The sequence below is a fragment of the Promicromonospora iranensis genome (assembly GCF_028994775.1).
Classification (GTDB): Bacteria; Actinomycetota; Actinomycetes; order Actinomycetales; family Cellulomonadaceae; genus Promicromonospora; species Promicromonospora iranensis_A.
Map to the genome: position 1 here is coordinate 124,755 of NZ_JAJQMN010000007.1, position 26,364 is coordinate 151,118.

Below are 26,364 nucleotides of genomic sequence, written 5' to 3' on the forward strand. Positions count from 1 at the left end.
CATGGCAGTGACTCCATGGCAGTGAGGCCCGGCTAGGGTCGGCGCGTGACCTCTCTCTTCACCGCGCCCGACGAAGGACGCACGCCCGACCCCAGCCTGGCGCACCGCCGCGCCGACGCCACGGTGACCCTGCGCGGACCGGACGGTGTGCCGCTGGCCGGCCACGACGTCGTCGTACGGCAGACGCGGCACGCGTTCCTGTTCGGCTGTATCGGATTCGACCTGGTGGACCTCGCCAACGGCACGTCGCAGGACCCGGAGTACGACGGCCGGCTCGCCGACGCATGGTTCGACGTCTTCAACCAGACGACGCTCCCCTTCTACTGGGGCACGTTCGAGCCCGAGCGTGGGGCACCGCAGACGGAGCGCCTGCTCGGCGCGGCACGCTGGTTCGCGGAGCGCGGCGTCGTGGTCAAGGGACACCCGCTGGTGTGGCACACGGTCCAGCCGCGCTGGCTCCGCGACCTGCCCGACGCCGAGGTGGAGCGCCTGCAGCGGGAGCGCATCCGGCGCGACGTCGGGGCGTTCCGCGGCGTGATCGACACGTGGGACGCGATCAACGAGGTGGTGATCATGCCCGTGTTCACCGCGGAGGAGAACGCGATCACGCCTCTCGCGCGCCGTAAGGGCCGCGTCGAGATGATCCGGATGGCGTTCGAGGAGGCGCGTGCCGAGAACCCGGGCGCGACGCTGCTGCTCAACGACTTCGACATGTCCACGGCGTACGAGTGCCTCATCGAGGCGGTGCTGGAGGCCGGGATCCGCATCGACCGGCTCGGCCTGCAGAGCCACATGCACCAGGGCTACTGGGGCGAGGAGAAGACCCTGGCGGTCCTGGACCGGTTCTCCCGGTACAACATCCCGATCCACTTCACGGAGACCACGCTCATGTCGGGCGACGTGATGCCCGCGCACATCGAGGACCTCAACGACTGGCAGGTCGAGTCGTGGCCGTCGACGCCGGAGGGGGAGGAGCGCCAGGCCGACGAGGTGGAGCGCCACTACCGCACCCTGCTGTCGCACCCGAGCGTGGAGGCGATGACCTACTGGGGCCTGTCCGACCGCGGGATGTGGCTGAACGCCCCGGGCGGGCTGCTCCGGGAGGACGGCTCGCGCAAGCCCGCGTTCGACCGGTTGCGGGAGCTGGTCAAGGGCGAGTGGTGGCTGCCACCGACGGCGCTGCGCACCGACGCCGAGGGCCGTGTGCGGTTCGGCGGGTTCCTCGGGGACTACCGGATCGAGGCGGCCGACGGCGAAGCGGGTGCGGCCGAGGTGACGCTGGAGGTGCCGGGCGCCCTCGACGTGTCTGCCGAGCTCTCGCGGGGGTAGGTCTCGACAAGGCTCGATCAGCCATGGCCAGGCTCGACCACCGAGGTTCCGTCGGTCGAGCCTGTCGAGACCCGTCTTGTCAGGACGGAGGTCCGGGCAGGCTCGACCAGCGAGGCTCGACCCGGTGGCTCAGCGCGCGGCGGCGGCCGCGTGCGGGTCCGTGGCGTTCAGCGTCGCGACCACCTGGTCGTAGTCGCCGCGGACCTCGCCGTAGCGCAGGAACCTGACCCGCTCGACCTGGATCTCGTGCGCGTCCGGGTGGGCCTCCAGAAGCGACATCACCTCGTCGGCGAACTCGTCCAGCGGCATCCCGTGCTCGCTCGTCTCCTGACCGGGCATGATCGCGGTCCGCACGGACGGCGGCACCAGCTCCGTGACGGAGACGGTGGTGCCCGCGAACTGCAGACGGATCGTCTCCGAGAGCATGTGGATCGCCGACTTCGTCGCGTTGTACGTCGGCGTCGGCCGGAGCGGGGCGTGCGCCAGGCCCGAGGACACCGTGAGGATCGTCGCGTCCGGCCGGGATGCCAGGTGCTCGGTGAACGCGGCGATCAGGCGGATCGGGCCCAGCAGGTTCGTCGTGACGACCGCTTCGGCGTCGGCCAGGAAGCCCGGCGTGCGCCAGTCCTCGAAACGCATGATCCCGGCCATCGGTACCAGCACGTTGACGTCGGGGAACCGCTCGATGACCTCGGCGGAGGCGGTCCGGATCGAGTCGGGGTCGGTCGTGTCGATGCGGACGCCGGCGAGGCCGTGGTCGGCGGCCAGAGCCTCCAGCGCCGCGGTGCTCCGCCCGCCGACGATCACGGTGTTGCCCCTGGCCTGAAGACGCAGTGCGAGGGCGAGGCCGATACCGCGGGTCCCGCCGGGAAGGAAGATGGTGTTACCGGTGATGTTCATGTCGCTACCGTGCGCCGCCCGCGCCGACGGCGGGAGAGACCTGGCGAACCAGGGACCCACGGTCCCTGGCACCCGTCGGGGGCGCGGCGCACGATAGGCACATGAACCGTGCAGCCCTCGCCGACTTCCTCCGCCGACACCGGGAGGCCCTGCGCCCGTCCGACGTCGGGCTCGTGCCGGGGCCGCGTCGGCGGGCACCGGGACTGCGCCGGGAGGAGGTCGCGGCCCTGACCGGGATGTCCGTGGACTACTACGCGCGCCTCGAGCAGCAGCGCGGGCCGCAGCCGTCGGAGCAGATGCTCGCCGCCCTCGCGCGCGCACTGCGCCTGACCGTCGAGGAGCGGGACTACCTGTTCCGGCTCGCCGGGCACGGGGTGCCGCGGCGCGTTCCGCTCGACTCCCATGTGGCGCCCGCCCTGCTGCGGGTGCTCGACCGGCTGGAGGACACCCCGGCGCTGATCCTGTCGGGGCTCGGGGAGCCGCTGGTGCAGAACCGCCTCGCCGAGGCGATCTTCGGCACCCCGCCGGCCACGGGCCTGGCCCGCAGCTCCGTCTACCGCTGGTTCATGGAACCCGGTTCCAGGAACGTCTACCCGCCCGAGGACCACGAGCGGCAGGGCCGTAGCCAGGTCGCCTCCCTGCGGGCCGCCCACGCCGCGGCGGGCCCGGGCTCGCCCGCCGACGAGATGCTGCGCGTGCTGCTCCGCGAGAGTCCGGAGTTCGTCCGCCTGTGGGAGCTGCACGAGGTGTCGCGGCGCTTCGAGGACCACAAGACGCTGGTGCACCCCGAGCTCGGCCGCATCGACGTGGCCTGCCAGGCGCTCTTCACCGAGGACCAGTCGCAGGCGCTCCTGGTGCTGACTCCCGAGCCGGGCAGCGAGGCGGAGGAGAAGATCCGCCTGCTGGCGGTGCTGGGGCACGAGACGTTCGCGTAGGGCTGTAGTGCGAGGATCGTCCCGTGCACGACAACGACCGCTGCCCCTGCCTCTCCGGTGACACCTACGGCGCCTGCTGCGGGCGCTACCACTCCGGAGCCGCCGCCGCCCCGACGGCCGAGGCCCTCATGCGCTCGCGGTACTCCGCGTTCGCGACCGGGAACGACGCGTACCTGCTGGCGACGTGGGCCCCGCACACGCGGCTGGCCGCCATCGAGACCGGCGACGAGCAGTGGCGGCGCCTGGACGTCCACCGCACGGAGCGCGGCGGCCCGTTCGACTCCACCGGGGTCGTGGAGTTCACCGCCTTCTACCGGTACCCGGCCACGGGCGAGCGCGGCAGCCTCCACGAGACCAGCCGCTTCGTGCGCGAGGGTGGCCGCTGGTACTACGTGGACGGCGCTCGCGAGGCCCGCGATCGTTAAGGCGAGAGGGACCGGTGCCGGGCCGGTGGGATGCCGGTTCTGAGTCGGTGCTGGGTCGGCGGGGGAGCAGCACCCGAGCCGCACGCCCGAGTGCCCTAGATCCAGCCCTCTTCCCAGGCGCGGTGCGCCGCCGCGTGGCGGGTCGCGACCCCGAGCTTGGCCATCGCCGACGACAGGTAGTTGCGCACGGTGCCGGGCGCGAGGTGCACCGCGGCCGCGATCTCCGAGACCTGGGCCCCGGTACGCGCTGCCCGCAGAACCTCCAGCTCGCGGTCCGAGAGCGGGCACTCGTTCTCGGTGAGCGCGGACGCGGCGATCTCCGGGTCCACGTATCGGTGCCCGACGGCGACGTCGCGCACGATCTGCGCCAGCCGGGCCGCCGGCGTGGACTTGGGGACGAACCCGCTCACGCCCGCGGCGAGGGCCCGGCGCAGGACGGCGGGGCGGGCGTGCCGGGTCACGATGATGATGCGCGGCGGCGTGCCGTCGGCCGCGGCGAGGATCTGCGCGGCCGCGTGCAGCCCGTCGGTGGGCGGCATCTCCAGGTCGAGCACGGCGACGTCGGGCCGGTGCTGCGCGGCGAGCCGCACGGTGTCCGTGGTGGTGGCGGCCTGGGCCACGACCCGCAGGTCGTCCTCGAGGTCGAGAAGGGAGCAGAGCGCCCCGCGCAGCAGCTCCTCGTCGTCGGCCAGCAGCAGGCGGATCATCCGGCCACCGTAGCCGTGACCACGAACCGGTCGCCGTCGCCGCACCAGGACAGGTGCCCGCCGATCGTGTCGAGCCGTTCCGCGAGGGACACCAGCCCCGTCCCGTCGCCGGCCCTGGCTGAATCGTTCGGCTCGGCCGTCTCGTTCGGCTCGGCCGCACGCGCGCCGTCGTTGTCGAGGACGAGGCGGGCCCCGGCGCCCTCGGGCACCAGGACGATCGTGGCGCGGGTGGCTCTGCTGTGCCGCAGGAGGTTGGTCGTGGCCTCGCGCACCACCAGGCCGAGGAGGCTGCGCGGCGCCTCGGGGAGGGCCGCGGCGAGCTCGGCGTCGACGTCGGTCCGGACCTCCACGCCCGCCGCCGTCAGGACCTTGGACGCGTTGGCGATCTCGGCGTCCAGCGTGGTGCGCCGGTAGCCCTGCACCAGGGCGCGGGTCTCGCGAAGGGCGTCCCCGGCGAGCTGCTGCACCTCGCGCATCTGCTCGGCCGCCTGTGCGGGGTCGGCCTCCGCGAGCCGCGCCGCGAGCTCGCTCTTCAGGGCGATCACCTGGAGGTGGTGGCCCTGGATGTCGTGCAGGTCGGCGGCGAACCGGAGGCGCTCGTCGGCCACGGCGAGCTGTCCGGCGAGCTGCCGGGCGTCGTCGAGGTGGGCGGCGACCTGCCAGCCGCGGAGCATGCCGAGCATGGCCGGGCCGAACGCCAGCACCATCAGCGCGGGCATCCAGACCGCGTGGCCGACGTCGGGCTCGCCCGTGGACAGGGCGGTGACCAGACCGACCGCCGGCAGGACGACCAGGGCCGCGCCCAGGGCCGCCCACGCCCGCCGAGCGGGCAGGAACATGACGAGCACCGAGAGCGTGGCGGCCGGCGCGATCGACCAGATCCCGAAGTTGCCCAGGGCGAGCGGCACCGCCGCGGCGACCGCCGTCACGCAGCAGGCGGTCACGAGCCAGCCGGTCGACGGCGCCTCGTTCCGGATCCGCCGGCCCAGCAGGACGCCGCACGCGACGATCGTCGCCGCCGTCGACAGGCCCGTGAGGGCGCGCAGTCCCGCGGGGACGTCCGGGTCCAGCACCCAGTCGCCGACGGCGAAGCCCAGCACGCAGGCGACCGTCCCCGCGAGACCCCACCAGACGTTGCGGCGGAAGCCCGCGAGGCCGCTGCTGTCGTCGTCGCCCACGACGGCCGGTGCGCTGCCCATGGCGACATCCTGCCAGCGCCGACGGCGCGGCGGGGTGGCCCGCGTGCGCTCGATGACATCTGTCATATGACCTCGTGACATCCGCCCGCGCTCAGGTGCGGTAAGGCACTACTGGCCGCGGTCGCCGTCGGACAGCGTGGAGACCAGCGCGGCGAGGGACGCCGCACGGACCGAGGGAGACGGAGACATGGCGGAGATGACGACGGCGACGACAGCGACGACAGCGACGACGGCGGACCCAGCTGGGCTGGCCGGCGTGGGTGTGGCGCACGAGGGGCACGCTCACCCGGCGGCTCACGCGGCAGCGACCCCCGGGCGCAAGGTGCTGCGGTTCCTCGCGCACCTGGCCGAGATGGTCGTCGTGATGGTCCTCGGGATGATGCTCCTCGCACCGGCGTGGGACTGGGCGGGGGCGGCGATCGGGGTCGAGGCCGCGCTGGCCCGGCCCGACGTCGCCGCGGTGGTGATGGTCCTGGACATGGTGGCCGCGATGACCGTGTGGATGCGGGTGCGGCGGCACGGCTGGTCCGCGATCTGGGAGATGAACGCGGCGATGGCGGCGCCGTTCGCGGTGCTGCTGGTGCTGTTCTGGGCGGGCGCCACCAGCGCCGGCGACATGATGCTGTGGGGCCACGTGCTGATGGTCCCGGCGATGGCGGGTGCGATGCTGCTGCGGCCGGCGGAGTACACGGAGCACGTCCACGGGTTCGACCTGGTCTGGCTGCGACGCCGGTGGCCGGTGCTGATCGGGCTGGCGCTGCTCGCCGGCACGATCACCGGCGGTACGGGCGACCTGCCGGCGTGGCTGATCCTGGCGATAGCGCTGGTGTACCCGGTGGTGGGCGTCCTGCGGAACCGGATCCGGGGTCGCTCCATGGTGCTGCTGCAGGCGACGGGGCTCGCGGTGTTCGCGGGCATCAGCCTGCTGGCCGGCGCCTTCGTCGGGCAGGAGACCGGGGCGTACGTGCTCGCGGCCGGGCTCGTGGGACACGGCGTGTGGGACGTGTTCCACCACCGGGCGAACGCGGTGGTCTGGCGCTGGTACGCCGAGACCTGCATCGTCTACGACCTGCTGCTGGCCGCGGCGGTGCTCGCCTCGACGATCGGGTCCTGACCTGACCGAGACCCCGGGTGGCGCCGCGCAGCTGCCGGGGGAAGGTCCATGCGAACGGGCTGTGTTGCTGGGAGTAGACCTGGGAGTAGACAGGGTCCACTCCCAGCAACACAGCCCGCACTACATGTGTCTCCCCGGACGCCCCGGCGCCTCGACAGGGTGCGCGACGCCGGGACGCCGCGGTGTCGAGGCGGCGGGTCGCCGCCCAGCGGGGAAGCGGGAAACGCTCACAGGGTCCAGCGCTGGTTGGCCCCGCCGTTGCACGGGTACTGCTTCAGCCGGGTGCTGTTCGCCGTCGACGAGGCCGGCACGTCGAGGCACTTGCCCGAGTGTCGCGGGCCTGCTCGATCGCGGGGATGAGCGCACGATGTACGCGGGCAGCGCGTGGCGGCGCGCGTGTCGCCACCGGGGCCCCCTATTTTTGGGCGCTATGGAGAGCGCGCCGCCCGGCATCCCGACCAGCCCGCAGCCCCACATCCTCGAGCTACGGATCCACGGCATCGCCAACGCGCTGCCGTACGGAGCGCTCGACCTGCCCCGTGGCGAGGTGGTCCAGTCGGACGGCGACGGCCTGGGCAGCTTCTGGACCCCGAGACCGGATGTCGAGGCACGGGACAAGGCGCTCCCGCCGGGCCACGTCCACGCCATCCGGCCCGACGTGCGCCGCGAGGCCTACTCCTGGGGCGCGATGGCGCGGCTCGCCGGCCTTCCGTTCGCCGGAGTGCTCGGCGTCCTCGGGACGCTGGTGGCGCGCCTGCTGTGGGCGGCGATGATCCCGTTCGGCCTGGCGAACGCCGCGTACTGGGCACGCCGCATACCGGCCCCGGAACCCGGCGCGCACGGGCACGGGCAGGCGCACGAGCGCGGCACCGGGCGCCGGGCGGCCGGCAGCCTGCGGCCCGAGGCGACCGCCGCCCTGACCCGGGTGTTCGCCCTCGGGCTGACGCTTCTGTTCGTCTCGGCGGTGGCGACCGTCGCGCTGTCCGTGATCGGCACGCGCTGCATGGGCCTGGCGCCGGTGGAGCCCGACGGCGTGACCCCTGTCTGCGCGCGCGTCCCCGACCTGCTCCACGGCCTGGCGCGGCTGGACGTCGGCGACCGCCTGGCCCTCCTGTCGCTCGTGCCGGTGCTCCTGGTCACGGTGCTGGTGCTGGTGGCGCACAGCGGCCAGGTCCGGTTCGAGTCGAAGTTCTCGGTGATGCGCGCCGGGCGTACGGTGCCGCCGTCGGGCCCGCCGCTGCACCGGGCCGGGTTCTGGTCCCAGCGCACCGGCTCGGGCCTGCTGTGGGCGCACCTGGGCGCGGCCCTCGCCCTGACGGGGCAGTTCCTCACCTGGACGCGGTACGCCGACGCCGGGCTCCCGATGCCCGGTCTGCCCGTGGTCGCCCTGGTGGTGATCCTGGCCGCGTGCGTGTTCGTCGCCCTGCGCACGGACGACGACGGCGTCCAGGCCGTCGTGTCCCGCAGGAAGGGCCGCGCCGGGCTCGGGGTGTTCGCGGCCGGCCTGCTGGTGTGGCTGGTCGCTTGTTACGCCTGCCTCGCCGGACCGCAGCCGAAGACCATGCCAGCGCTCATCGGCATCGACCTCGTGCCCGCGCTGCTCGGCGTCGGGCTCACGGGGATCGCGGCGACCGGCCTGGCCTGGCGCACCACGCGCAGCACGCGGGGCGTCGCCGCCTGGACCCTGGTACCCGTGATCGCCACCGCCTGCGTGGCGGTGGTGCTGGTGGCCGAGCCGGACGCCCCGCTGCGCCATCTGCTCGTCGGCGTGGCGGTGCTCGCCGTCCTGAGCCCGCTCGCGGTGGTGGCGGCGGCGACGCTGCTGCGGCGCCGCGTGTACGAGGGCTGGAACGGCGCGGGCCCCGGTGTGTTCCTGCTGGTGTCCGCAGCGGCCGCGGCGATCTACTCGAGCCTGCTCGTGCTGGGCGTCCAGTGGTTCCTGCGCCACGGGAAGGGCGTGGAGCCCCGCCAGCTCGGCGACGGCATGGTCGGTATCGGGCGTGGTGTGCCCGACCCGGACCTCGTGCGGGTGCCGCCCGTCTACACCGAGTTCGGTACCGCGTCCGTCGTGATCGCGCTGGTGTTCGTGGTGCTGCTGGGGGTGGCGATGGCCGGCCCGTACGTGATGGACGCCGTCCGCTCGCGAGGGCTGTGGATCCCCAAGGCGCCTCGCACGGTCGGTCCGCCCTACGGTCCGGCAGTGCCGGCCTGGCGGGCGGTCGCCGACGCCCCGGACCCCGACGGTGGCCCGAACCCCGTGCTGGAGCGGGTCCTGCGCGGCCGACAGGTCGCCGCGATGTCGCACCGGGCGGAGCTCGCCGGGGGTGCGCTCGCGGCGGCGGCCTACGTCGCCGCGCTGGTCGCGCACGTCCCGCTGATCGCCCAGCACAGCGACACGGGTGACTTCCAGGTGCCGTCGTGGCTATCCGGCCTGGCGGTGCCGGCTCTCGGTGTGCTCGCGGCGACCCTGGTGGCGAGCGCCCTGGCGGGCACCACCAGGGGCGGTCCGTCGCGTCCGTGGGGTCTGGTGTGGGACCTCTTGTGCTTCCTGCCCCGCAGCGCCCACCCGTTCGGCCCGCCGAGCTACGCCGAGCGTGCGGTGCCCGAGGTGCGCTCACGGGTCGACGCCTGGCTGACCGGCGCCGACATCGCCGACGACGCCGAGCGCGAGCGGGTGGCCCCGACCCGGCGCGTCGTGCTGTCGGCGCACTCGATCGGCGCCGCGCTGGCCGCGGCGGTGGTCCTGATCCGCGCGGGCAACCCGGTGCCCGACACCGTCGACGGACGGGTCGGCCTCCTGACCTACGGCACGCAGCTGCGCCCGTTCTTCGGCCGGTTCTTCCCGGACCTCATGGGCCCGACGACGACCGGCACGCCGCCGTGCGCCGGACCTGCCTGGTCGGCGGACCCGTGGGGCGGGCAGACCGCTGGTGGTTCCGGACCCGGGGCGGCCCAGGCGGCGCCGTTGACGCCGGAGCGCCCCGAGCCCGGCTCGGGGGTACAGGCCACGCTGATGTCACTGCTGACCTGCGGTACGAAGCCCGCGTGGGTGAACCTGTGGCGGCGCACCGACTTCATGGGCTTCCCGGTGGTGGGCTACGGGCTGAACGACGTGGACCGCGGTGCGGAGGAGATGGACCGGTCGGCCTATCTCTTCGCCGTGGCGGCCCACTCGGGATACCAGACGTCGTGGGCGTACCACGTGGCGCTGGACGAGGTGGTCTCTCGGCTGGCGCCGGCTGGGCCGTCGGGTGCCCAGCCGGCGGTCACGCGGCGAGGGGAGCCGGGCTGACGACGTCGCGCAGCCGGGCCAGTGCCGTCTCGAGGATCTGAGCCACGCGCTCCTTGGTCACGCCCAGGCGGCGGCCGATCTCGTCGAGGGTCCGCGTGGTGCCGTCCAGGAGGCCGAAGCGCATCTCCAGGACCCGGGCCTCCACGGCGTCGAGGTGCCGCAGGGCCTGCCGGACACGGCGGCGCAGCATCGTCTGCTCGGGCGTGGGGCCGTTCTGGTTCGCTGCCTCGGCGTGCTCGGCGGCGGCGACCGCGCGAACGATCGAGCGGCGCACCCAGCGGGTGGCGTAGGCGGCGAACGTGCCGTGCGCGGGGTCGTACGAGTCCGCGGCGCGCACGAGACCGACATTGCCCTCCTGGACGAGGTCCATGAACGGCAGGCGGCCGGAGTAGGTGCTCGCGACGGCCGGTACGAGACGGAGGTGGGCGAGGACAAGACGCTCCTTTGCGTATTGCCCGTCCTTGACCTGAGCTTCGAGCCGCACGCGGAAGCTGGGGGAGACCGCAGTGGAGTGGAGGGTGCGTGCGGCGTCCGCTCCGGCGATCGCGCGCTCGAGGAGGGACTCGAGCTGCGCGTCGTCCAGGGACGGCGTGCGCTCGATCATCGCAGCGTAGGACGGGGGCAACGCGGGGTGCGGACTGTGTTCCTTGCTGCGGCGCGCGCGGGACGACCGGGAATTTCGGGTAGTTCTCATCGCAACTCTCCTCACGAGCGGGACGAACTTTCCTTGCCCGGAGCATATGGAGTCTTGGGGCCGGGGGGAAGCATGGAGGATTTCGCTGTGAGAGATAACGGGACGATAACGGCGTGCCAGCGCGGTTCCGCGCGGAACCCGGGTTCCAGTCGCACGGCAACCCGGTTCCGACCACGGGTCCGCACGGGGTCCACATGACAAGCATGGGGCCGTCCCGGGACACTCGTGCCATGGGCCCGCGCGCGTTCCGCTGGGTGTTGCACGTCGACCTCGACCAGTTCCTCGTCGCGGTCGAGGTGCTGCGGCGCCCGGAGCTCGCCGGGAAGCCGGTGATCGTGGGCGGGCGCGGCGACCCGACCGAGCGGGCGGTGGTCTCGACCGCGTCCTACGAGGCGCGTGCGTCCGGTGTCGGGTCGGGCATGCCGCTGCGTGTCGCGGCACGCAAGGTCCCGGACGCAATCATCCTGCCCGTCGACCACGAGGCCTACCTCGAGGCGTCCGGGCACGTGATGGACACCCTCCGCGGGCTCGGCATGGTGGTGGAGGTGCTCGGCTGGGACGAGGCGTTCCTGGGCTGCGACGCGGACGACCCGGAGGCGGTCGCCCACCGCGTGCAGGAGGCGGTCCTCACCGCCACGGAGCTGCACTGCTCGGTCGGCATCGGCGACAACAAGATCCGCGCGAAGATCGCCACCGGGTTCGGCAAGCCGTCGGGTGTCTTCCGCCTCACCGAGGAGAACTGGTTCGAGGTGATGGGGGCCCGGCCCACGATCGACCTGTGGGGCGTGGGCACCAAGGTGTCCAAACGCCTCGCCGCCCACGGCATCCTCACCGTGGCGCACCTCGCCGCGGCCGACGGCGAGGTGCTCGTCGGCGAGTTCGGACCCCGCATGGGCGCCTGGTACGGCGACCTGGGCCGCGGGCACGGCTCCGCCGTCGTCGACGACGCGCCCTGGGTGGCACGGGGGCACAGCCGCGAGACCACCTATCAGCAGAACCTCACCACACCCGAGCAGGTGGAGGCGGCCCTGCGGGACCTCGTCACGCAGGTGCACGCCGACACCGAGGCGGAGGACCGGCCGGTCCTCCGCATGGGGCTCAAGGTGCGCTACGCACCCTTCTTCACGCAGACCTGGTCGAAGAAGCTCCCGGCCCCGACGCGGTCGCTCGGCGAGATGACCACCGCCGTTCTTGCCCTCGCGGCGGGGATGGAGCCCGGTCGCGAGGTGCGTCTGCTCGGCGTGCGCGCGGAGATGGTCATGCCCGACGGCGGCGACACGACCGAGCGCACGCCCGTCCGCGGACGGATCTGACCGGCGGATCCGACCCTGCCCGACATCGGTTCACCGGTCAGGGAGAATGCTCGGGTGACCACCCTCGACGTCGTCCGCGTGGACGACCCCGCCGACGAGCGCCTCGCCGACTACAACAGCCTCACCGACGTGGTGCTGCGCTCCAAGCACGAGCCGGCCAAGGGCCTCTACATCGCCGAGAGCTCGACGGTGATCCGGCGTGCGCTGGCCGCCGGACACCGGCCGCGCTCGTTCCTCATGGCGCCGAAGTGGCTGGACTCGATGAGCGACCTGATCGCGGAGACCGGCGCGCCCGTCTACGTCGCCGAGGAACCGCTGCTCAAGGAGATCACGGGCTTCCACCTGCACCGCGGGGCTCTCGCGGCGATGCACCGGCCGCCGCTGCCCGGCGTGCACGAGCTCCTGGCGGGCGCTCGCGGGGGAGCGGGGGCACGCCGCGTCGTGATCCTCGAGGACATCGTGGACCACACGAACGTCGGTGCCGGCATGCGTGCGTGCGCGGCCCTCGGTGTCGATGTCGTGCTGTTCACCCCGAGCTGCGCGGACCCCCTGTACCGGCGGGCTGTCCGGGTCTCCATGGGCACCGTGTTCCAGGTCCCGTGGACGCGGATCGACCCCTGGCCCGGCGGCATCCAGGCCTTGCACGAGCACGGCTTCAAGGTGGCGGCGCTCGCGCTGGAGGACGACTCGATCTCGTTGGACGACCTGGTGGCCGACCCGCCCGACAAGATCGCGCTGGTGCTCGGTACCGAGGGAGACGGTCTGAAGGCTCGCACGATCGCGGAGTGCGACATGACGGTCCGCATCCCGATGACCGGGGGAGTCGACTCCCTGAACGTCGCGTCGGCCGTGGCGGTCGCCGCCTGGGCGACGCGGGTGCCGGACAGCGATAGCTGAACGGCTACCGTGGCCATCGTCGGCGGATAGGCTCGCGCAGTGCTCAAGGAACTGGACGCCATCAACTGGGAAGGTTTGCGCGGCGCCTACGGGCCCGCGGGCGACGCGGCCGAGATCTTGCGACGGCTTGCTTCGCCCGACAAGGGGGTCGCGGGTGAGGCGCTCGATGAGTTCTTTTCCTCGATCTGGCACCAGGGAACGGTCTATCCCGTGACCGCGGTCGCGGTGCCATTCATCGTGGAACTGGCCGCGGGTCGTGCTGTTCACCACCGGGATGCTCTGTGCTTCGCATTGGGCGCGTTCGGAGATCCGAACATGAGCGACGGCAGCGCCCTGCCCGCGGTGCGGGCGGCCTTGCGAGCCCACTCGGACTCGCTCCTGCCGCTGCTGGAGGACCCCGAAGAGGCTGTCCGTGAGGCTGCCACCTACGTAGTCGCCCACTCGGGTGGCGGTGACAAAGCTGCGTCGGCTCTGGTCGCGCGGCGGGAGGTAGAGGACGACCCGCGGGTCCAGGCGGGCATTGTGCTGAGCCTGTGCGCTGTCGAGCCTGCTGTCGGGCTCCCAGTGGCCGAGGCCGCGGTGCAAGATCCGTTCCCGGTTCCGCTCGCTGCGGCCCACGCGCTCCTCGACGCCGGGCGCGCGGTGCCTGGCGAGGCGCTGGAACACCTCGCGGCCGCGATCGGGCGGGAAGCGGAGTGGAGCGGCGCCTGGACGGAGTCCTTCACGCGGTTCGACGGTGTGATCGAACGCCTCGACGCTGTTGCCGCGCGGACTGTTGTCACGATGATGGGGACTGGCTCTGCGCAGAGTCGTGTCCGTCAGGCGGAGAACCTTGCCCGCCGCTCGCGTGCTAGCCGGTCGGCCGCGCGGGAGTCTGTTGGGCACCTCCGCGAGCTTCTGGCCGACGACGACACGGGCGTCGTGGCGGCTGCTGTCGCTGCAGCTGCCGATGCTGGTCACGCGGTGTCGAGCCTGGCGCCGGAACTGGCGCACCTGGCACTCGGCGATGTCGCTGACCACCGCGGTCCTGCGAACATGGCGATCGCTGTCCTGACTCGGCTCCGGGACGACCGCGTCATTCCAGCGCTGAGCGCTGCATGGGAACGCGGTCAGTCGCCGGACGCGCTGCGGCTGCTCGGCGACAACATCCCGTCCTTCGACCCCGACTTGCTGACCGTTATCCGCGACCGGCTGGCGACCGTACTTGATGCCTCGGCGAGCGAGCGCGACCAGTGGGCAACTCCCACAGGCTGGCCGGACGGTCCTGCTCCGCTTATCGCGGTCCTCGGGGGCTGGGGGCCGGCTGCGGCGCCCGCCCTCGACGTCCTCGTCGACGCGCTCCCCGTGGCTCCGCATGCCGTTCCCATCGCACTGGCTGCGATCGGCCCAGCTGCCCGTGACGCAGAGGCTCCGCTCCGTGCGGCGGCCGATGTCGACGGGCTTCCCGCGCTGCGGGCTGCCGACGCCTTGCGCCAGCTGTGTCAGGATCCGGCGCCGCTCGTTGCGGTGGCGGCAGGGCTCCTGGACAGCGGCCATCGGTTCACCGACTGGGATCTGAACTTGGTCGCCGAGGCCGGACCTGACGCGGCGTCGCTGGTCCCCCGCCTGCGCACATACCTGACGGGACGCGCTGCCGAGACCTACCCGGACCGTGAGCTCCAGGTCGCTGCTGCTCGCGTGGTCTGGCGCGCAGTCGGGGGCATCGACGTCGTGGCCCCGACTCTGGACGCGGTGCTGCGAGCGGGGGAGAGGTCCGCGGCCCGAGCGGCTGAGTTGTTGGCGGAGCTTCCGTCTGAACTCCTCGGAGCGTTTGTCCCAGTGTTGCGCGATCTCGTAGAACGCACTGAGCCCTTCCACGGCGCTGCGCGGGTTCCGGCGGCCCGCGCGCTCTGGCGGGCCGGCGCTGCTACAGCTGGTCTTGTTCCGCTGCTCCTTGAGGAGATCGCGGGCCCGTGGGGCAGCTTCGACGGCGTGGACCTGCTCGCTGAGATGGGCGACGCCGACGCCATTCCCGGACTGCGCGCGCTTGCGGAGCGGGACACCCGCGTCGTGACCTCCGGCAGCTGGGACAGTCTCGTCTGGGAGGACGACACCCTGCGTCGGAGACTCCTCGATGCGATCACCACGCTACAAATCATGAGCCGGAGCACGGGCAACCGAGGGTGAACGTGGTCCCTCCGACGTCCAACACGCCGCACTGACTAGGTGGCTTGATCTTGGTAGCCAGCTCATCAGTGCAGATCGAGCAGTAGAACGGAAACTCGCCCTGCTTCGAGTTCGATTGCGGGCCAGTGCATCTCCTTTGTCGGCGGGCGACACATCCCGTCGTCGCATCGGGAATATCCTCGAGGTGCCGGGCGTTGAGTGGGTGGTTGCAGTACGCACACCCGGGTCGTGTAATTCGGGGTGGGTCTGTACGGGCGGTGTGTTTACCGCAATAATTGAACAGCGATCGTTGGTTGAGCTAGCCAGCGGTGGTGGGTTCGAAACCCTTACCCTGATAGGGACGCTCGCGGCCGTCATCCCCTTTGCCTTTGCCCACATGTTGAGCGAAGCCCGGGCGCGAAAGCGCTCAGCAAGGAGGAAGAATATGACAGGTGAAACCTCATCAAGGTTGCAGCAAATCCGCCGATCCCTAGGTAGTTTCTCGCAGTCCATGCTGGTAACGATCTGGACAGTAGGCACGGGGGCTCTGGCGAGTCCGCTGGCATCCTGAGTCAACGATCACTGACGACAACGCCCTCCGGCGAACCGGAGGGCATTGTTTGTTTGTACGGATCGTGTACGTCCAGAAGCCGAGCTTCGGCCAGACTCTCAACCGGAGCATCCGATCAAACTCGGGCAGGACAATGCGCCGCTATCTGGAGGTCGGCCGTTTAAGGGAGAAGTCCAGGACGCGGACAGCGATCACATGGGCGTGGTCGAGGCCACGTCGGTCCTGATGGAGAGTCGTCGTGTCGAGGCGCTGTCAGATGAGCACCTCTCGAACGGCGCCTCCTGTCGTCGACGAGAGCAGCCGGAGAGTAGGGACATAAGAGGGGCTCCGGGTGTCGTCCCACTCGTAGGCGGTGACACGTATCCGCTGCACGGTGATGTCTCCGGTAACCAGTGACGCGGGCCGGTAGGAACCACGCCGCGAAGAGTCCGCGCCCAGTCCCTAGTTCGCCCGATCACCGTCGTTGGTTGCCTCGATCTCGTGCGGCCGCTTCGCGGCTGTGCGCTCGTCGGCAGTCAGTCGTGATCGGGCTCGGCAGGCGGCGCGTCCCGGTCAGCTTTCCCGCGCGTGTAGAAATCCTGAGCGCTTGGTGATCCGCAGGCCCGGCAGATCTGCTCCCAGGTGGCGCCGTCCTCACGCGCGGCCCGCATGGCACGCGCGGCCCGCATGGCCTGCCACCGGCCGTCGATCAGATCCTGGACGACAGCGGCGTTGGTCCCCGAGAGCGTAGAGCGCAGACACCATGGTCATCTCGTCGAGCCGGCGGCGTCAGCGGCCGGATCCGAATATCTCGGTCGTTCGAGGGACCGGCCGTGCAAGGCCCAGCTTCGTCATCGACGAGAGAGGGCTCTTGCTGTCCGAGCTCCTCCCAGTGAGGACATTGTGCACCGTTCCTACCGAGATGCCGATCGATCGTGCGATGGTGCGGATCGGCTCGCCCTGCTCGCGAAGCGACAGGATTCCGGCGCGCCTGTCGCCGTTGACCACTGTTGGTCGGCCGCCAACATCACCACGTTCGCGCGCCGCTTGCAGACCGGCCTTGATCCTCTGACTGAGGAGTCTGCGACGCAGTTCGGCGATTTCTCGGCCGTGGTCCAGGAAGAGTGATCGTTCGGTGTGATCGCCGGCGGCCATGCCTTCGAGAGGACCTGGGTGGCGACAACGGTGCAGCCCGGGGTCGATATCGTGACCCGGTGAGTCGACTCCCTGAACGTCGCGTCGGCCGTGGCGGTCGCCGCCTGGGCCACGCGCGTGCCGACCGGCAACAGCTGAGCCGTCCGGAGGTGGGTCACGTGGGCAACGAGAGCGGTCCGGCACTGCGGTCGACGCGTGCGCAGTGGGCCTGGCTGCCCGGGCTGGCGGCGGCGGGGTGCCTGGTCGCAGCAGTTGTGGTCGGCGGGCATCCTGTCGCCGGCCCGGTCGTCGCCGGAGTCTCTGTCGTTCTGGTTGTCGTTCTGGTTGTCGTGCAGGGTGCCGGGCTCTTCGGGCGGCGTGGTCGCCCGCCGTCTGGTGCTCCGAGCGGCGCCGCACTCGCGGTGTGCCTCGTGGCGGCGATATGGATGCTGCGGGGCGCCGGAGTGGCGCTCGAGGCTGTGGGGGTGGCCGGTGCGACCTCGGTGGCGCTGTGGCCGATCCCGCTCGTCGGTGCCGTCGGGCTGTACGTGCTGGCGAGCCGGGTACGAGCACTGGGACTCGTGGACGACTGGTTCCGCCGGGGCACGATGAACAGGTCGGGACTGTGGTTGACCGCCGCGATCGTGCCGGTCTCGGCGCTGGCTCTTGTGGTGTGGTCCTGGGCGGTGGGCGAGGACGGCAGTGGGCATGACTCGTACCGCCAGCTCCTCGCCGACCAGGGTCCCGTCGTCGTCGTGCTGGGGGCGCTCGCGTTCTCGTTCGTCAATGCCGCTGCCGAGGAGTGCGCGTACAACGGGGTCGCACAGCGGGCGTTCGGTCGCGACATGCGCGGCGTGGTCGCCGTCGTCCTCGCTGCCGTGATGTTCGGCGCGTCCCACTGGTACGGGTTCCCGAGCGGCTGGTGGGGGGTCTTCCTCGCGGCAGGGTACGGGCTGGTCCTGAGTGCGTTGCGTCATGTCTCGCACGGGCTGCTGCTTCCGTGGGTGGCACATGTCCTCGCGGACCTCACGATCGTTGCCGTGCTCCTGATGATCTGGTGACGTCCGTGGTCCCCGCAGGCGGTTGTCCCCCGTGCGGACTACGGAGAAGTGTCCCCACCGCGGGGACCCGCCGCGCGGCGGTCTTCCATAGGTTTCTGGCAACGGCGTGAGTGCGTCGTGGCACGCCGAACTGGAAGGCACGACGTTGAAGACGATGCGACGGTCAGCGGGAGCCGGTACCCGCCGGAGACTTACCAGGATGATGATCGCGGGGGCGCTCACCGTCGCCGCGCTGGCGGCCTGTGGCACGGCCCCGGGCGTAGGCACGGCGGTTGCGGACGCACCACTGGTCGTCGCCGAGGCGGCCGCCACGCCGCGCATCACCTGGGGAAAGTGCCCGCCGCTGGCGGAGGGTGCCCCGAGCCGTGACCCCCGGCTCACCTGCGGAACGGTGCGGGTTCCGCTCGACTACCGCAACCCCGGTGGGGAGAAGATCGAGGTGGCCGTCTCGAAGCTGCCGGCGGCGAAGTCCCGCGACCGCCGCGGTGTGCTGCTGCTGAACCCGGGCGGCCCGGCGTCGCCCGGCCTCGACACACCGGGTGCCGTGGCGCTGACCTTGCCGCCGTCGGTCCTCGCGGCCTACGACCTGATCGGTTTCGACCCCCGTGGGGTCGGGCACAGCACCCCGCAGAGCTGCGGCTTCGACGACCCGTCTCTCGCCGGCCTCTTCCCGTACCCAGCCGCGGACGGTTCGATCACCACGAACGTCGACCACGCCCGCGCCGACGCCGAGCTGTGTGCGACGAACGCCGGCGAGAAGCTCCGGTACTTCACCACCGCCAACACGGCCCGCGACATGGACCGTATCCGCGCGGCGCTCGGTGAGAAGAAGATCTCCTACTGGGGCCAGTCCTACGGCACGTACCTCGGCGTCGTCTACGAGTCACTGTTCCCGAAGCGTGCCGACCGGGTGGTCCTCGAGGGCAACGTCGATCCCACGAAGGTCTGGGCCGACGCGAAGGACAACTGGGGCAAGGCCATGTCGGAACGCTTCCCCGACGCGGCGCGGGTCGCCGCGGCTCAGGACGCCACGCTCGGTCTGGGCGGCACCGTCGACGAGGTGACCCAGACCTACCTCGCACTCGCCGAGCGCCTGGACCGCACTTCCGCGCCCGTCCCCGGCACCCCACAGGCCCTGACGGGTTCGATGCTGCGCACCGTCACCTACAGCCTCCTGCTGGACAACGCGACTCTCCCGGTGCTCGCCCAGTTCTGGAAGGCGGCCGCCGGGCTGGCCGACGGCACGCTCACCGAGGCGGACGGCCAGGTGCTGCAGCAGGTGTTCACGGCACCGCCGCCGACCCCGGGCGTGCCCGCTGACAACCAGGCGACCATGTTCCTCGCACTGACCTGTGGTGACGCATCCTGGCCGGCCGACGTCGGCGAGTACGCCCGCCGCACCGCCGAGGACCGCGCGGCCTGGCCGCTCACCGCGGGGATGCCCGCCAACATCTGGGCGTGCGCGTTCTGGCCGAAGCCGATCGAGGCACCCGTCCGCGTGACCGACAAGGGACCGCGCAACACGCTGATCCTGCAGAACCGCAGGGACAACGCCACTCCGTGGGAGGACGGCCTCGGGCTGTACGAGGTCCTCGGCAGGCGAGCGGCGTTCGTCGGCGCGGACAACGGCGGGCACTACGTCTACGGCCAGGGCTCCGCGTGCGTGGACGAGGCGACGGTGAGGTTCCTGACCACCGGCCGGCTGCCGCACAAGAAGGTCATCTGCACCGACGTCGCCTGATCCGGTCCCGGACGGTCCCGACCTCTACGGGCCGGGACCGTCCGTCCGAGCGCCGTGGTGGCAGTGGCGTCCTTGGTCGGCGCCCGGGCGGCGCGCGCCTGAGCTGGGTTCAGAGCAGCTGGGTTCAGAGCAGCTGGGACCGACGGCGGGGCTCCGCGGCCTCGCGCTTGATCTCCTCCTGGCGCTCGTGCCAGCCCCTGAACTTCTCCTGTGCCTCGAGCTCGGCGGCGCTCGGCGCCAGGCCGACCACGAGGAGCAGCAGGATCGTGCTGATGGTGACGCCGATGATCAGCGGGCCGAGCAGCGCGGCGACGGACACGCCGCCGTCCGGGACGATGACGGTGCCGGTGACGACCTCGGCGCGCATGGCGGCCATGCCCGTGTAGTGCATGCCGGAGACGGCGATGCCCATGATGAGCGTGGCGCCGGTCCCGGCGACGAAGTTGTGCACCTTCGCCGAGAGCCAGAGTCCCGCGGTGGCGGCGACGATACCGATGAGCACCGACATGACCACGGTGGGCAGGTCGTAGGTGACCTCGACACCCACGTGCAGCGCGCGCATACCGAGGTAGTGCATCGCCGAGATACCCAGGCCGGTGACGGTGCCGCCGGCGACGAGCGCGAACGGCCCGACGCCCGCTGTGCGGATGATGAACAGGCCGAGGCCCACCACCGCGATGGCGAGCAGGCCGCTGGCGATCGTGAGGGGGACGTCGAAGCGGGTCTCGGTGCCCCGGATGTGGAACCCGAGCATGGCGACGAAGTGCATCACCCAGATGCCGGTGCCCCCGATCGAGACGGCGCCGAGGGCGAGCCAGCCGGTGCTCGCGAGGCCGTGGGAGACCCGCGCCCGCGCGGTGCAGGTCAGGCCGACGGCGCACCCGGCGCACGAGAGCAGGAACGAGAGGATGGGCGTGACCCAGCCCAGCGCGAAGTGGTCGATCATGGTGAGGCTCTCCAGCGAGTACGAGGGAAGCGTGCGGCCTGCCGTGGACGGTGGGCGACGACGGCGGGGGTGGCCAGACCGTTGCCCAGGCCGATCGCTACCAAGTAAAGAGGTCAGTGGGGTGAGATGCACTCTTTGTACAGGGTTAACTTCGCGATGGCTGGGGTGATCTTTCCTGAACCCCAAGGTCCTGTTTCCCGCCCGCTGCCTCTTCGTGATAGAGGGCTTCGGCTACCTCGTCAAGGTGACGTCCGACGCATGGAAGGGGTGGCACAGGGCGCACAAAGTTAGGTTAGGCTCACCGTCGTGACCACCAAGACCGAAGGGCTGGCAGTCAAGCCCTCGCGAATGTTCGACGTCGAGGTAGCGCGCGTGACGCGCCTCTGCCCCTCCTTCGTCCGCATCACGTTCCGCGGGCCGGACCTGGACAAGTTCGCGGACAACGGCCGCGACCAGCGCATCAAGCTGCTCCTCCCGTCAGCCCGTGGCGGCTGGGACGGCCTGCGCCGCGACGACCCCGACTGGTACGCCGCGTGGCGCTCGCTCCCGGACGAGCAGCGCAACCCGATGCGCACCTACACGGTCCGCACGGTGCGCCAGGACATGCGCGAGGTCGACGTCGACGTCGTCATGCACGGCGACACCGGGCCGGCGTCGCGCTGGGCGCTCAATGCGGTCGCGGGCGACCCGCTGGTCATCATGGGCCCCAACGCCGAGTACGAGGGCGTCCACGGTGGCGTCGAGTTCGCTCCGCCGTTGTCCAGCCACGCGCTGCTGCTGGCCGGTGACGAGACCGCCGTGCCCGCCATCGCCGCCATCTGCGAGTCGCTGCCCGCCGATGCCGTGGGCGAGGTCTTCCTGGAGGTGCCCCACCCCGAGGACGGCTGGACGCTCGCCGCTCCTGAGGGCGTGCGCGTGCACTGGCTGGCTCGCGACGGGCGCGAGCACGGCGATGTGCTGATCCCCGCCGTACAGGACGCCGCGGACCGGCTGCTCGCCATGGGTGTGCGGCCGTCGTCGGACACGGCTCCCGCGCTGACCGCTGCGGGCGTGGACCTGTCGGGCGAGGTGGACGACGTCGACATCGACACCGGGATCCTCTGGGAGGTGCCGGTCGACGAGGCGGGCCGCCCCCTGGCGCAGGACACCGTGCTGTACGCGTGGCTCGCGGGCGAGGCGGGCGTCATCAAGACGCTGCGCCGATACCTCGTGAGCGAGTGCCAGGTGGACCGCAAGTCCGTGGCCTTCATGGGCTACTGGCGCAAGGGCCGCGCGGAGAACTGACCTCGGCGGCTACCGATACCCGCATTCCCTCCGTCGCCCCCGTGCCTCTCCTCATACGTTTCCTCCCGCGCGCAGGTGCCCGATATCGCGTTGGCCCCCAAGAGCCGAGGTCAGTGTGGTAAATATCGGACCCTGACGTTCGGGAGGACGTATGGGTGCGACGAGGCAGCCTGCACAGAAGACCGAGCGCCGGGAGGGCTCCCGGCCGTGGTGGGGGGATCACCGGACGACGGTGTTCGCGGTGTTCGGCACGGTGGCCGGGATCTGCACTGCCGCGATGGGCGTCGTCGACCGGAGCACCCAGATCGTGCTCCTGGTCGTCTCCATCGGCCTCTTCCTGGCCGGCCTGGCGGGTCTCGTCAGGGTGTCGACGTACACGCGCTGGTTCGCGGCGGCGTGGAAGTGGGCACGGGGACACCGGATCGTCGTCGTCGTGGTCACCGTCGCCGTGCTGGTCGCCTCGACAGGTGTGGCGTTCGGGTTGCAGTCGGCCCGGTCCTGCGAGGACCCCACGGAGGTGGCGGTCATGGTCCCGGAGGACGGCGCTGCCGGCTTCACCGCGGTGGCGGACGCCTTCGAGCGGGACTCGGTCACCCCGTTCTCCTGTCCCCGGTACCACGTGACCACCTTCGGCATGGGCTGGCCCGCGCTCCGCACCGCGTTCGAGTCGGGCTGGGGAGCGGCGGCCGGCCAGGACGGTGCCGCCTCGCTGGACCTCGGTCCCCGGCCGGACGTGTGGCTGGCGGAGTCCCGGGCGCAGGCGGACATCGTGGCCCCGCGCGGGGCGGGTAACGGCTTCACGGTCTCCGGCCCGGCGCTCGTGGCCGGCTCGCCGCTGGTCCTCGCCGTGCCGGAGCCGTACGCGGAGGCCTTGGGGGCGACGACGAAAGAGGGCGACACGGCCCAGAAGCTGATGGCGGCCGCGGAGGCGGCGGGGCTCGACGTCGTCCGGGCCAGCCCGGACGCGTCCTTCGCCGCCGCGCTGCACACCGAACGGCTCTACGCCGAGACCGAGACCGGGGAGCGGGAAGCGCTGGAGCTCGACCTGGGGCACGCCCTCGAACGGGCAGGCCTGCCGCTCGGGACCGACGGTGCGCTGCTGTGCCGGCTCGACGAGCTGTCCCGGGTCGAACCGCCCCCGGTGGCGGTCCTGACCAGCGAACGTGCGATGGTCGACCGCGGCGCGGCCTGCCCGGCCTCGGCCGCCGGCGGCAGCGACGCCGCCCTGGTCCCGTTCTACCCCCACTCCGCCGTCGGCCTCGACTACCAGGCCCTGCGGCTGACCTGGTCCGACGCGGAGCCGTCCGGGCGCAGGGCCGACGCGGCGTCGGCCTTCGTCGAGTGGCTCGGGACGAGCGACGGGCAGGTCGCGCTCGACCGGCTCGTGGGCGTGCGACGCCTGGGCGGACAGCGGCCGTCGGGCGACGACGGCCCCTTGCCCGGCCTGCAGGACGCGCCGGTGGTCGAGCCCGGCAAGGGGGTCGTCGCGCACACGCGCGTGACGTCGGCGGAGGAGCAGTACCGCGCGGCCCGTCGCCCGGCCCGGGTGCTGGTCCTGGTGGACGCGTCGGCGTCCATGGGCCGCCCGGCGGACGGTGACCGGCTGCGCATCCACGTCGCCGAACGCGGCGTGCTCGGCGCGCTCGGCCACCTCAGCGGGTCCGACCAGGTGGGGATCTGGTCCTTCTCCGGGGACGCCGGGTCGAGCCCCCGGCCCATCCTCGGCATGACCGCGAGCGACGTGGCCGAGCGCGAGGCGCCGGAGCTGCTGCGGGAGGAGCTGCGGCCCGACGGCCGCACGCCCCTCTACGACGCGATCGACGCCACGACGTCCGAGCTGGTCCGGCGGGACCCGGACGGCGCGTCCCGCAAGCACCTCACCGCGGTGGTCGTCCTGACCGACGGGGAGAACCTGCCGGGGGAGGGAGCGGGCGCGGAGCTCTCGGCGGCCGACCTGATCCGCTCCGCCCGCACGGAGGCGGCGTCGGGCGTGCGGGTCTACATCGTGGCGGTGGGGGAGGCGTCGTGCCAGGTGAGCGACCTGCGACAGATCGCGGCGGAGTGGGACGGCGAGTGCTGGGACTCCTCGTTCGGCGAGCTGGAGGACACGCTGGCCAGCCTGTTCGGACAGCTGGGAGGTCGGTGACGTGACCGGTGGTGCGGCGGGCAACGGGCATGGGAACGGGCATGGGAACGGGCATGGGAACGGGCATGGCAACGGGGCGCACGGCGTGATCACCCGCAGGGGTTTCATCGTGGGCGGCGCGGTCGGGCTCCTGGCCGGGGCGGGGCTCCCGCTGGGCCTCGAGCGGCTGTTCGGTGGTGCCGCCGACCTGGAGACGTTCTCCCAGGGCGACCACCTCACCATCCTCAGCGGCCGCGACCAGACCGACGGCGGGCAGCGCCGGCTGCTCGTGGAGCTCTGGAACCGGGTGCACGAGCGGCACCCCGCGCAGATCGTCGAGGTGTCGAGCAACGCCGACCTCGCCTACAGCACGATGCTGTCGGCCGCGCAGGCCCGCGAGCCGCGCTACGACGTCTACAACCTGGACATCCCGTGGGTGCCGCAGTTCGCGCAGAGCGGCTACCTCCGGGAGCTCGACGGCGCGACGCGCGGCGGGTTCCTCGGCGAGCCGTGGGCGGCCGGCACCTGGGACGGCGGTACGTACGCGCTTCCCTTCAACTCCGACGTCGGGCTGCTGTACTGCAACCTCGACCTGATCGCCGAGTACTACGAGCAGGAGGTACCGGCGACCGACCCGATCCCCCTGCACCACGGCTGGGCCGGCCTGGAGACGTTCGCGCACGAGGTCTTCGCCGAGGTCGGCGGTGACGCCGAAGGGCTGAGCCGACCACCGGTCGACACGGCGATCGCTCTCCAGCTGGCCGACTACGAGGGCTTCACGGTCAACCTCTGGGAGATCCTGCTGGGCACGGGCGCCGTCTCGGTGGACGCGACAGGGCGACCGGTCTTCCAGGATGTCGACATGATCGGCGACACGGTCGACGGCCTGGCACGGCGGCTGCGTGCGTCGGCGGACGGGCCGAGCGGGACCGCGGCGTCGCTCGCGTTCGACGAGCAGGGCTCGCTGGCCGCCTTCGCCGCGGGACGCGCCGTCTTCCTGCGGCACTGGCCGCGGGCGCTGCGCCTGCTGCGAGGGAGTGACGCCGCGCCGTTCCGGGTCGGGTTCATGCCCGTACCGGGCGGAGGCGTGCTCGGCGGGCAGAGCCTCGCCGTGGCGGCGGCCTCCCGGTACCCGGTGGCGGCGCGGCGCCTCGTCGAGTTCCTCACCGACGAGCGCAGCCACCAGCTCATCTTCGAGCGCGGGGGGTTCGCCGCGAGCCGCGAGGCGCCGTACCGCGACCCCGAGGCGCCCTGGGCGCTGGAGCCGGCGACGGACGGGCTCTCCGCCTCACTCGTGGACTACGCGACGGGGAAGGGGGCCGAAGGCACCAACGACCCGGAGCGCAAGGCCAACGACGCGTTGCGGCTGGCGATGGACGGTGCGTCGCCCCGCCCTCGTCTGCAGCACTACGTGGAGCTCAGCGAGGAGTTCCGCCGGCACGTCCGGGCGGCTCTGTCGCCGGCGGGCTCGGCCGCAGGTGGCGAGGTGCCGTTCGACGGCGCGCGGTTCGCCGAGCGTATGGAGGCCGCGATGGACGGCAAGGTCGGGTCGGGCTGATCTGGTGCGCTGACCTGACGCGCGGGAACCAGGTCTTGACGAGCGTCCGCGCCGATGCTGCACTTAACACACTGGGCAATTAACAGGATGCACAAATAACCGGAAGGCTCAACACCTTGTCCGACGTCGACACGCTCAGCGCCACCTTCGCGGCGCTCGCCGACCCCACGCGGCGAGCCCTGCTGGCACGGCTGCGGCAGGGGGAGGCGACGGTGACGCAGCTCGCCGAGCCGTTCGCGATGAGCCTGCCCGCCGTGTCGCGGCACCTGAAGGTGCTGGAGCGGGCCGGGCTCGTGAACAAGGGGCGGGACGCGCAGTGGCGCCCGTGCCGGCTCGACGCGGCGCCCTTGCGCGAGGTCGACGAGTGGGTGAAGGGATACCGGGCGTTCTTCGAGGAGCGGTACGACCGGCTGGCAGCGCAGCTGGCCGAGCGCCGCGCGGAGCACACGGAGGAAGCGTGACCATGGAAGCCACCAACCAGTCCGGAGGCCAGTCCACCAGCCAGTTCGCCGGCCAGCCCGCCCAGTCCCGCGGGTTCACGATGACCCGCGTCCTGCCCGCGTCGCGCGACGCCGTCTGGGCGGCATGGACGGAGCCCGAGAGGCTGCGCTGGTTCGCCGGTGTCGAGCCGGGCGTCGACTTCGAGCCGAGCGTCGACCTGCGGGTCGGCGGCGCATGGCGTGTGCACCTGTACCAGCCCGACGGCGAGGACTACTTCACCGGCGGCATCTACCAGGAGATCGTGCCGAACGAGCGCCTCGTGTTCGCGTGGGGTGCCGCCGGTGGCTGGCCCGAGCTCGACCCGTCGCGGGTCGACGACGTGCCCGTGGTCACGATCGAGCTGGCCGACGGCGCGGACGGCACGGTCATGACCACGAGCTTCGGCTTCGCCGACACGGTGCCCGACGCCGACGTGGCGAAGTGGTTCGACCTCGGCATCCGCGCGGGCTGGAGCGACACGATCGGCCGCCTGGCGCCGGCGCTCGCGTCGACCGCCCCGTAGGCCGCTCGGCGA

The 26,364-nt window shown here is 72.0% G+C and carries 22 protein-coding genes; 15 read left to right on the forward strand and 7 right to left on the reverse strand.

The annotated features are described in order from the left end of the window. The first annotated feature begins 45 nt into the window (after positions 1–45). Positions 46–1,329 (forward strand): endo-1,4-beta-xylanase, encoded by a 1,284-nt coding sequence (locus LUU90_RS14650; RefSeq protein ID WP_275004171.1) that lies wholly within the window; start codon positions 46–48, stop codon positions 1,327–1,329. A 129-nt stretch (positions 1,330–1,458) separates the two neighbouring features. Here the strand turns inward: LUU90_RS14650 and LUU90_RS14655 are convergent, their stop codons facing one another. Continuing rightward, positions 1,459–2,229 (reverse strand): SDR family oxidoreductase, encoded by a 771-nt coding sequence (locus LUU90_RS14655; protein ID WP_275004172.1) that lies wholly within the window; start codon positions 2,227–2,229, stop codon positions 1,459–1,461. Positions 2,230–2,330: 101 nt separating this feature from the next. On the opposite strand from LUU90_RS14655, the gene LUU90_RS14660 reads away from it, so the two are divergent. Further along, positions 2,331–3,164: a helix-turn-helix transcriptional regulator gene (locus tag LUU90_RS14660; protein ID WP_275004173.1), complete on the forward strand. Its 834-nt coding sequence runs from the start codon at positions 2,331–2,333 to the stop codon at positions 3,162–3,164. 23 nt (positions 3,165–3,187) lie between these two features. Next, on the forward strand, positions 3,188–3,589 hold the full coding sequence (locus tag LUU90_RS14665; RefSeq protein WP_275004174.1) for a YchJ family protein: 402 nt from the start codon (positions 3,188–3,190) through the stop codon (positions 3,587–3,589). A 95-nt stretch (positions 3,590–3,684) separates the two neighbouring features. On the opposite strand, the gene LUU90_RS14670 is transcribed toward LUU90_RS14665, so the two are convergent. Together LUU90_RS14670 and LUU90_RS14675 are read right to left on the reverse strand one after the other, a co-directional pair. Then, on the reverse strand, positions 3,685–4,296 hold the full coding sequence (locus LUU90_RS14670; protein ID WP_275004175.1) for a response regulator transcription factor: 612 nt from the start codon (positions 4,294–4,296) through the stop codon (positions 3,685–3,687). Beyond that, entirely contained in the window at positions 4,293–5,561 is a 1,269-nt protein-coding gene (locus LUU90_RS14675) for a sensor histidine kinase (protein WP_275004176.1), read from the reverse strand. The genes LUU90_RS14670 and LUU90_RS14675 overlap by 4 nt, the downstream gene beginning before the upstream one ends. A 121-nt stretch (positions 5,562–5,682) precedes the next feature. Between LUU90_RS14675 and LUU90_RS14680 the strand changes: the two genes are divergently transcribed. Further along, on the forward strand, positions 5,683–6,609 hold the full coding sequence (locus tag LUU90_RS14680; protein WP_275004177.1) for a hypothetical protein: 927 nt from the start codon (positions 5,683–5,685) through the stop codon (positions 6,607–6,609). A 227-nt stretch (positions 6,610–6,836) separates the two neighbouring features. Here LUU90_RS14680 and LUU90_RS26495 read toward each other — a convergent pair whose 3' ends face one another. Then, complete coding sequence (locus tag LUU90_RS26495) at positions 6,837–7,028, reverse strand: RICIN domain-containing protein (RefSeq protein ID WP_425596243.1); 192 nt, start codon at positions 7,026–7,028, stop codon at positions 6,837–6,839. Between the two features lie 11 nt (positions 7,029–7,039). Here LUU90_RS26495 and LUU90_RS14685 point away from each other — a divergent pair, with 11 nt between their 5' ends. Further along, on the forward strand, positions 7,040–9,901 hold the full coding sequence (locus tag LUU90_RS14685; RefSeq protein WP_275004178.1) for a hypothetical protein: 2,862 nt from the start codon (positions 7,040–7,042) through the stop codon (positions 9,899–9,901). Here the strand turns inward: LUU90_RS14685 and LUU90_RS14690 are convergent. Further along, entirely contained in the window at positions 9,876–10,505 is a 630-nt protein-coding gene (locus LUU90_RS14690; RefSeq protein WP_275004179.1) for a sigma-70 family RNA polymerase sigma factor, read from the reverse strand. The genes LUU90_RS14685 and LUU90_RS14690 overlap by 26 nt on opposite strands. A gap of 320 nt (positions 10,506–10,825) precedes the next feature. Here LUU90_RS14690 and LUU90_RS14695 point away from each other — a divergent pair, with 320 nt between their 5' ends. From LUU90_RS14695 to LUU90_RS14705, 3 genes are read left to right on the forward strand one after another with little or no spacing between them, the layout of a single operon-like run. Next, positions 10,826–11,908, forward strand: coding sequence for a DNA polymerase IV (locus LUU90_RS14695; protein WP_275004180.1), 1,083 nt, complete (start codon positions 10,826–10,828; stop codon positions 11,906–11,908). A gap of 54 nt (positions 11,909–11,962) precedes the next feature. Beyond that, the gene (locus tag LUU90_RS14700) at positions 11,963–12,805 is read left to right on the forward strand and encodes a TrmH family RNA methyltransferase (RefSeq protein ID WP_275004181.1); all 843 of its coding nucleotides are present in this window, start codon (positions 11,963–11,965) and stop codon (positions 12,803–12,805) included. A 39-nt stretch (positions 12,806–12,844) separates the two neighbouring features. Next, positions 12,845–14,971, forward strand: coding sequence for a hypothetical protein (locus tag LUU90_RS14705; RefSeq protein WP_275004182.1), 2,127 nt, complete (start codon positions 12,845–12,847; stop codon positions 14,969–14,971). 1,318 nt (positions 14,972–16,289) lie between these two features. Here the strand turns inward: LUU90_RS14705 and LUU90_RS14710 are convergent. Then, on the reverse strand, positions 16,290–16,655 hold the full coding sequence (locus tag LUU90_RS14710; protein WP_275004183.1) for a helix-turn-helix domain-containing protein: 366 nt from the start codon (positions 16,653–16,655) through the stop codon (positions 16,290–16,292). A gap of 59 nt (positions 16,656–16,714) precedes the next feature. On the opposite strand from LUU90_RS14710, the gene LUU90_RS14715 reads away from it, so the two are divergent. Continuing rightward, a complete protein-coding gene (locus tag LUU90_RS14715) occupies positions 16,715–17,695 on the forward strand; it encodes a CPBP family intramembrane glutamic endopeptidase (RefSeq protein WP_275004184.1) in 981 nt (326 codons plus the stop codon). 199 nt (positions 17,696–17,894) lie between these two features. Next, entirely contained in the window at positions 17,895–19,436 is a 1,542-nt protein-coding gene (locus tag LUU90_RS14720) for an alpha/beta hydrolase (RefSeq protein WP_275004185.1), read from the forward strand. A 124-nt stretch (positions 19,437–19,560) separates the two neighbouring features. On the opposite strand, the gene LUU90_RS14725 is transcribed toward LUU90_RS14720, so the two are convergent. Next, positions 19,561–20,382: an MHYT domain-containing protein gene (locus LUU90_RS14725; protein ID WP_275004186.1), complete on the reverse strand. Its 822-nt coding sequence runs from the start codon at positions 20,380–20,382 to the stop codon at positions 19,561–19,563. Positions 20,383–20,688: 306 nt separating this feature from the next. Here LUU90_RS14725 and LUU90_RS14730 point away from each other — a divergent pair, with 306 nt between their 5' ends. The 5 genes from LUU90_RS14730 to LUU90_RS14750 all read left to right on the forward strand — a co-directional run bounded on the left by LUU90_RS14730 (position 20,689) and on the right by LUU90_RS14750 (position 26,352). Further along, positions 20,689–21,666 carry a siderophore-interacting protein gene (locus LUU90_RS14730; protein ID WP_275004187.1) on the forward strand — a complete coding sequence of 326 codons (978 nt, stop codon included), beginning with the start codon at positions 20,689–20,691 and terminating at the stop codon, positions 21,664–21,666. A 151-nt stretch (positions 21,667–21,817) separates the two neighbouring features. Further along, positions 21,818–23,812, forward strand: coding sequence for a vWA domain-containing protein (locus LUU90_RS14735; RefSeq protein ID WP_275004188.1), 1,995 nt, complete (start codon positions 21,818–21,820; stop codon positions 23,810–23,812). Between the two features lie 85 nt (positions 23,813–23,897). Next, positions 23,898–25,349: an extracellular solute-binding protein gene (locus LUU90_RS14740; RefSeq protein WP_275004189.1), complete on the forward strand. Its 1,452-nt coding sequence runs from the start codon at positions 23,898–23,900 to the stop codon at positions 25,347–25,349. Between the two features lie 116 nt (positions 25,350–25,465). Continuing rightward, positions 25,466–25,810 carry an ArsR/SmtB family transcription factor gene (locus tag LUU90_RS14745; RefSeq protein WP_275004190.1) on the forward strand — a complete coding sequence of 115 codons (345 nt, stop codon included), beginning with the start codon at positions 25,466–25,468 and terminating at the stop codon, positions 25,808–25,810. A gap of 2 nt (positions 25,811–25,812) precedes the next feature. After that, entirely contained in the window at positions 25,813–26,352 is a 540-nt protein-coding gene (locus LUU90_RS14750) for an SRPBCC family protein (RefSeq protein WP_275004452.1), read from the forward strand. The last annotated feature ends 12 nt before the right edge of the window (positions 26,353–26,364 follow it).

Excerpts from the sequence above, each read along its gene's own strand:
- LUU90_RS14655 (WP_275004172.1), bottom strand. The coding sequence starts at position 2,229 with ATGAACATCACCGGTAACACCATCTTCCTTCCCGGCGGGACCCGCGGT.
- LUU90_RS14660 (WP_275004173.1), top strand. The coding sequence starts at position 2,331 with ATGAACCGTGCAGCCCTCGCCGACTTCCTCCGCCGACACCGGGAGGCC.
- LUU90_RS14670 (WP_275004175.1), bottom strand. The coding sequence starts at position 4,296 with ATGATCCGCCTGCTGCTGGCCGACGACGAGGAGCTGCTGCGCGGGGCG.
- LUU90_RS14675 (WP_275004176.1), bottom strand. The coding sequence starts at position 5,561 with ATGACAGATGTCATCGAGCGCACGCGGGCCACCCCGCCGCGCCGTCGG.
- LUU90_RS14680 (WP_275004177.1), top strand. The coding sequence starts at position 5,683 with ATGGCGGAGATGACGACGGCGACGACAGCGACGACAGCGACGACGGCG.
- LUU90_RS14685 (WP_275004178.1), top strand. The coding sequence starts at position 7,040 with ATGGAGAGCGCGCCGCCCGGCATCCCGACCAGCCCGCAGCCCCACATC.
- LUU90_RS14690 (WP_275004179.1), bottom strand. The coding sequence starts at position 10,505 with ATGATCGAGCGCACGCCGTCCCTGGACGACGCGCAGCTCGAGTCCCTC.
- LUU90_RS14695 (WP_275004180.1), top strand. The coding sequence starts at position 10,826 with ATGGGCCCGCGCGCGTTCCGCTGGGTGTTGCACGTCGACCTCGACCAG.
- LUU90_RS14710 (WP_275004183.1), bottom strand. The coding sequence starts at position 16,655 with ATGGCCGCCGGCGATCACACCGAACGATCACTCTTCCTGGACCACGGC.
- LUU90_RS14720 (WP_275004185.1), top strand. The coding sequence starts at position 17,895 with ATGATGATCGCGGGGGCGCTCACCGTCGCCGCGCTGGCGGCCTGTGGC.
- LUU90_RS14725 (WP_275004186.1), bottom strand. The coding sequence starts at position 20,382 with ATGATCGACCACTTCGCGCTGGGCTGGGTCACGCCCATCCTCTCGTTC.
- LUU90_RS14735 (WP_275004188.1), top strand. The coding sequence starts at position 21,818 with ATGGGTGCGACGAGGCAGCCTGCACAGAAGACCGAGCGCCGGGAGGGC.
- LUU90_RS14750 (WP_275004452.1), top strand. The coding sequence starts at position 25,813 with ATGGAAGCCACCAACCAGTCCGGAGGCCAGTCCACCAGCCAGTTCGCC.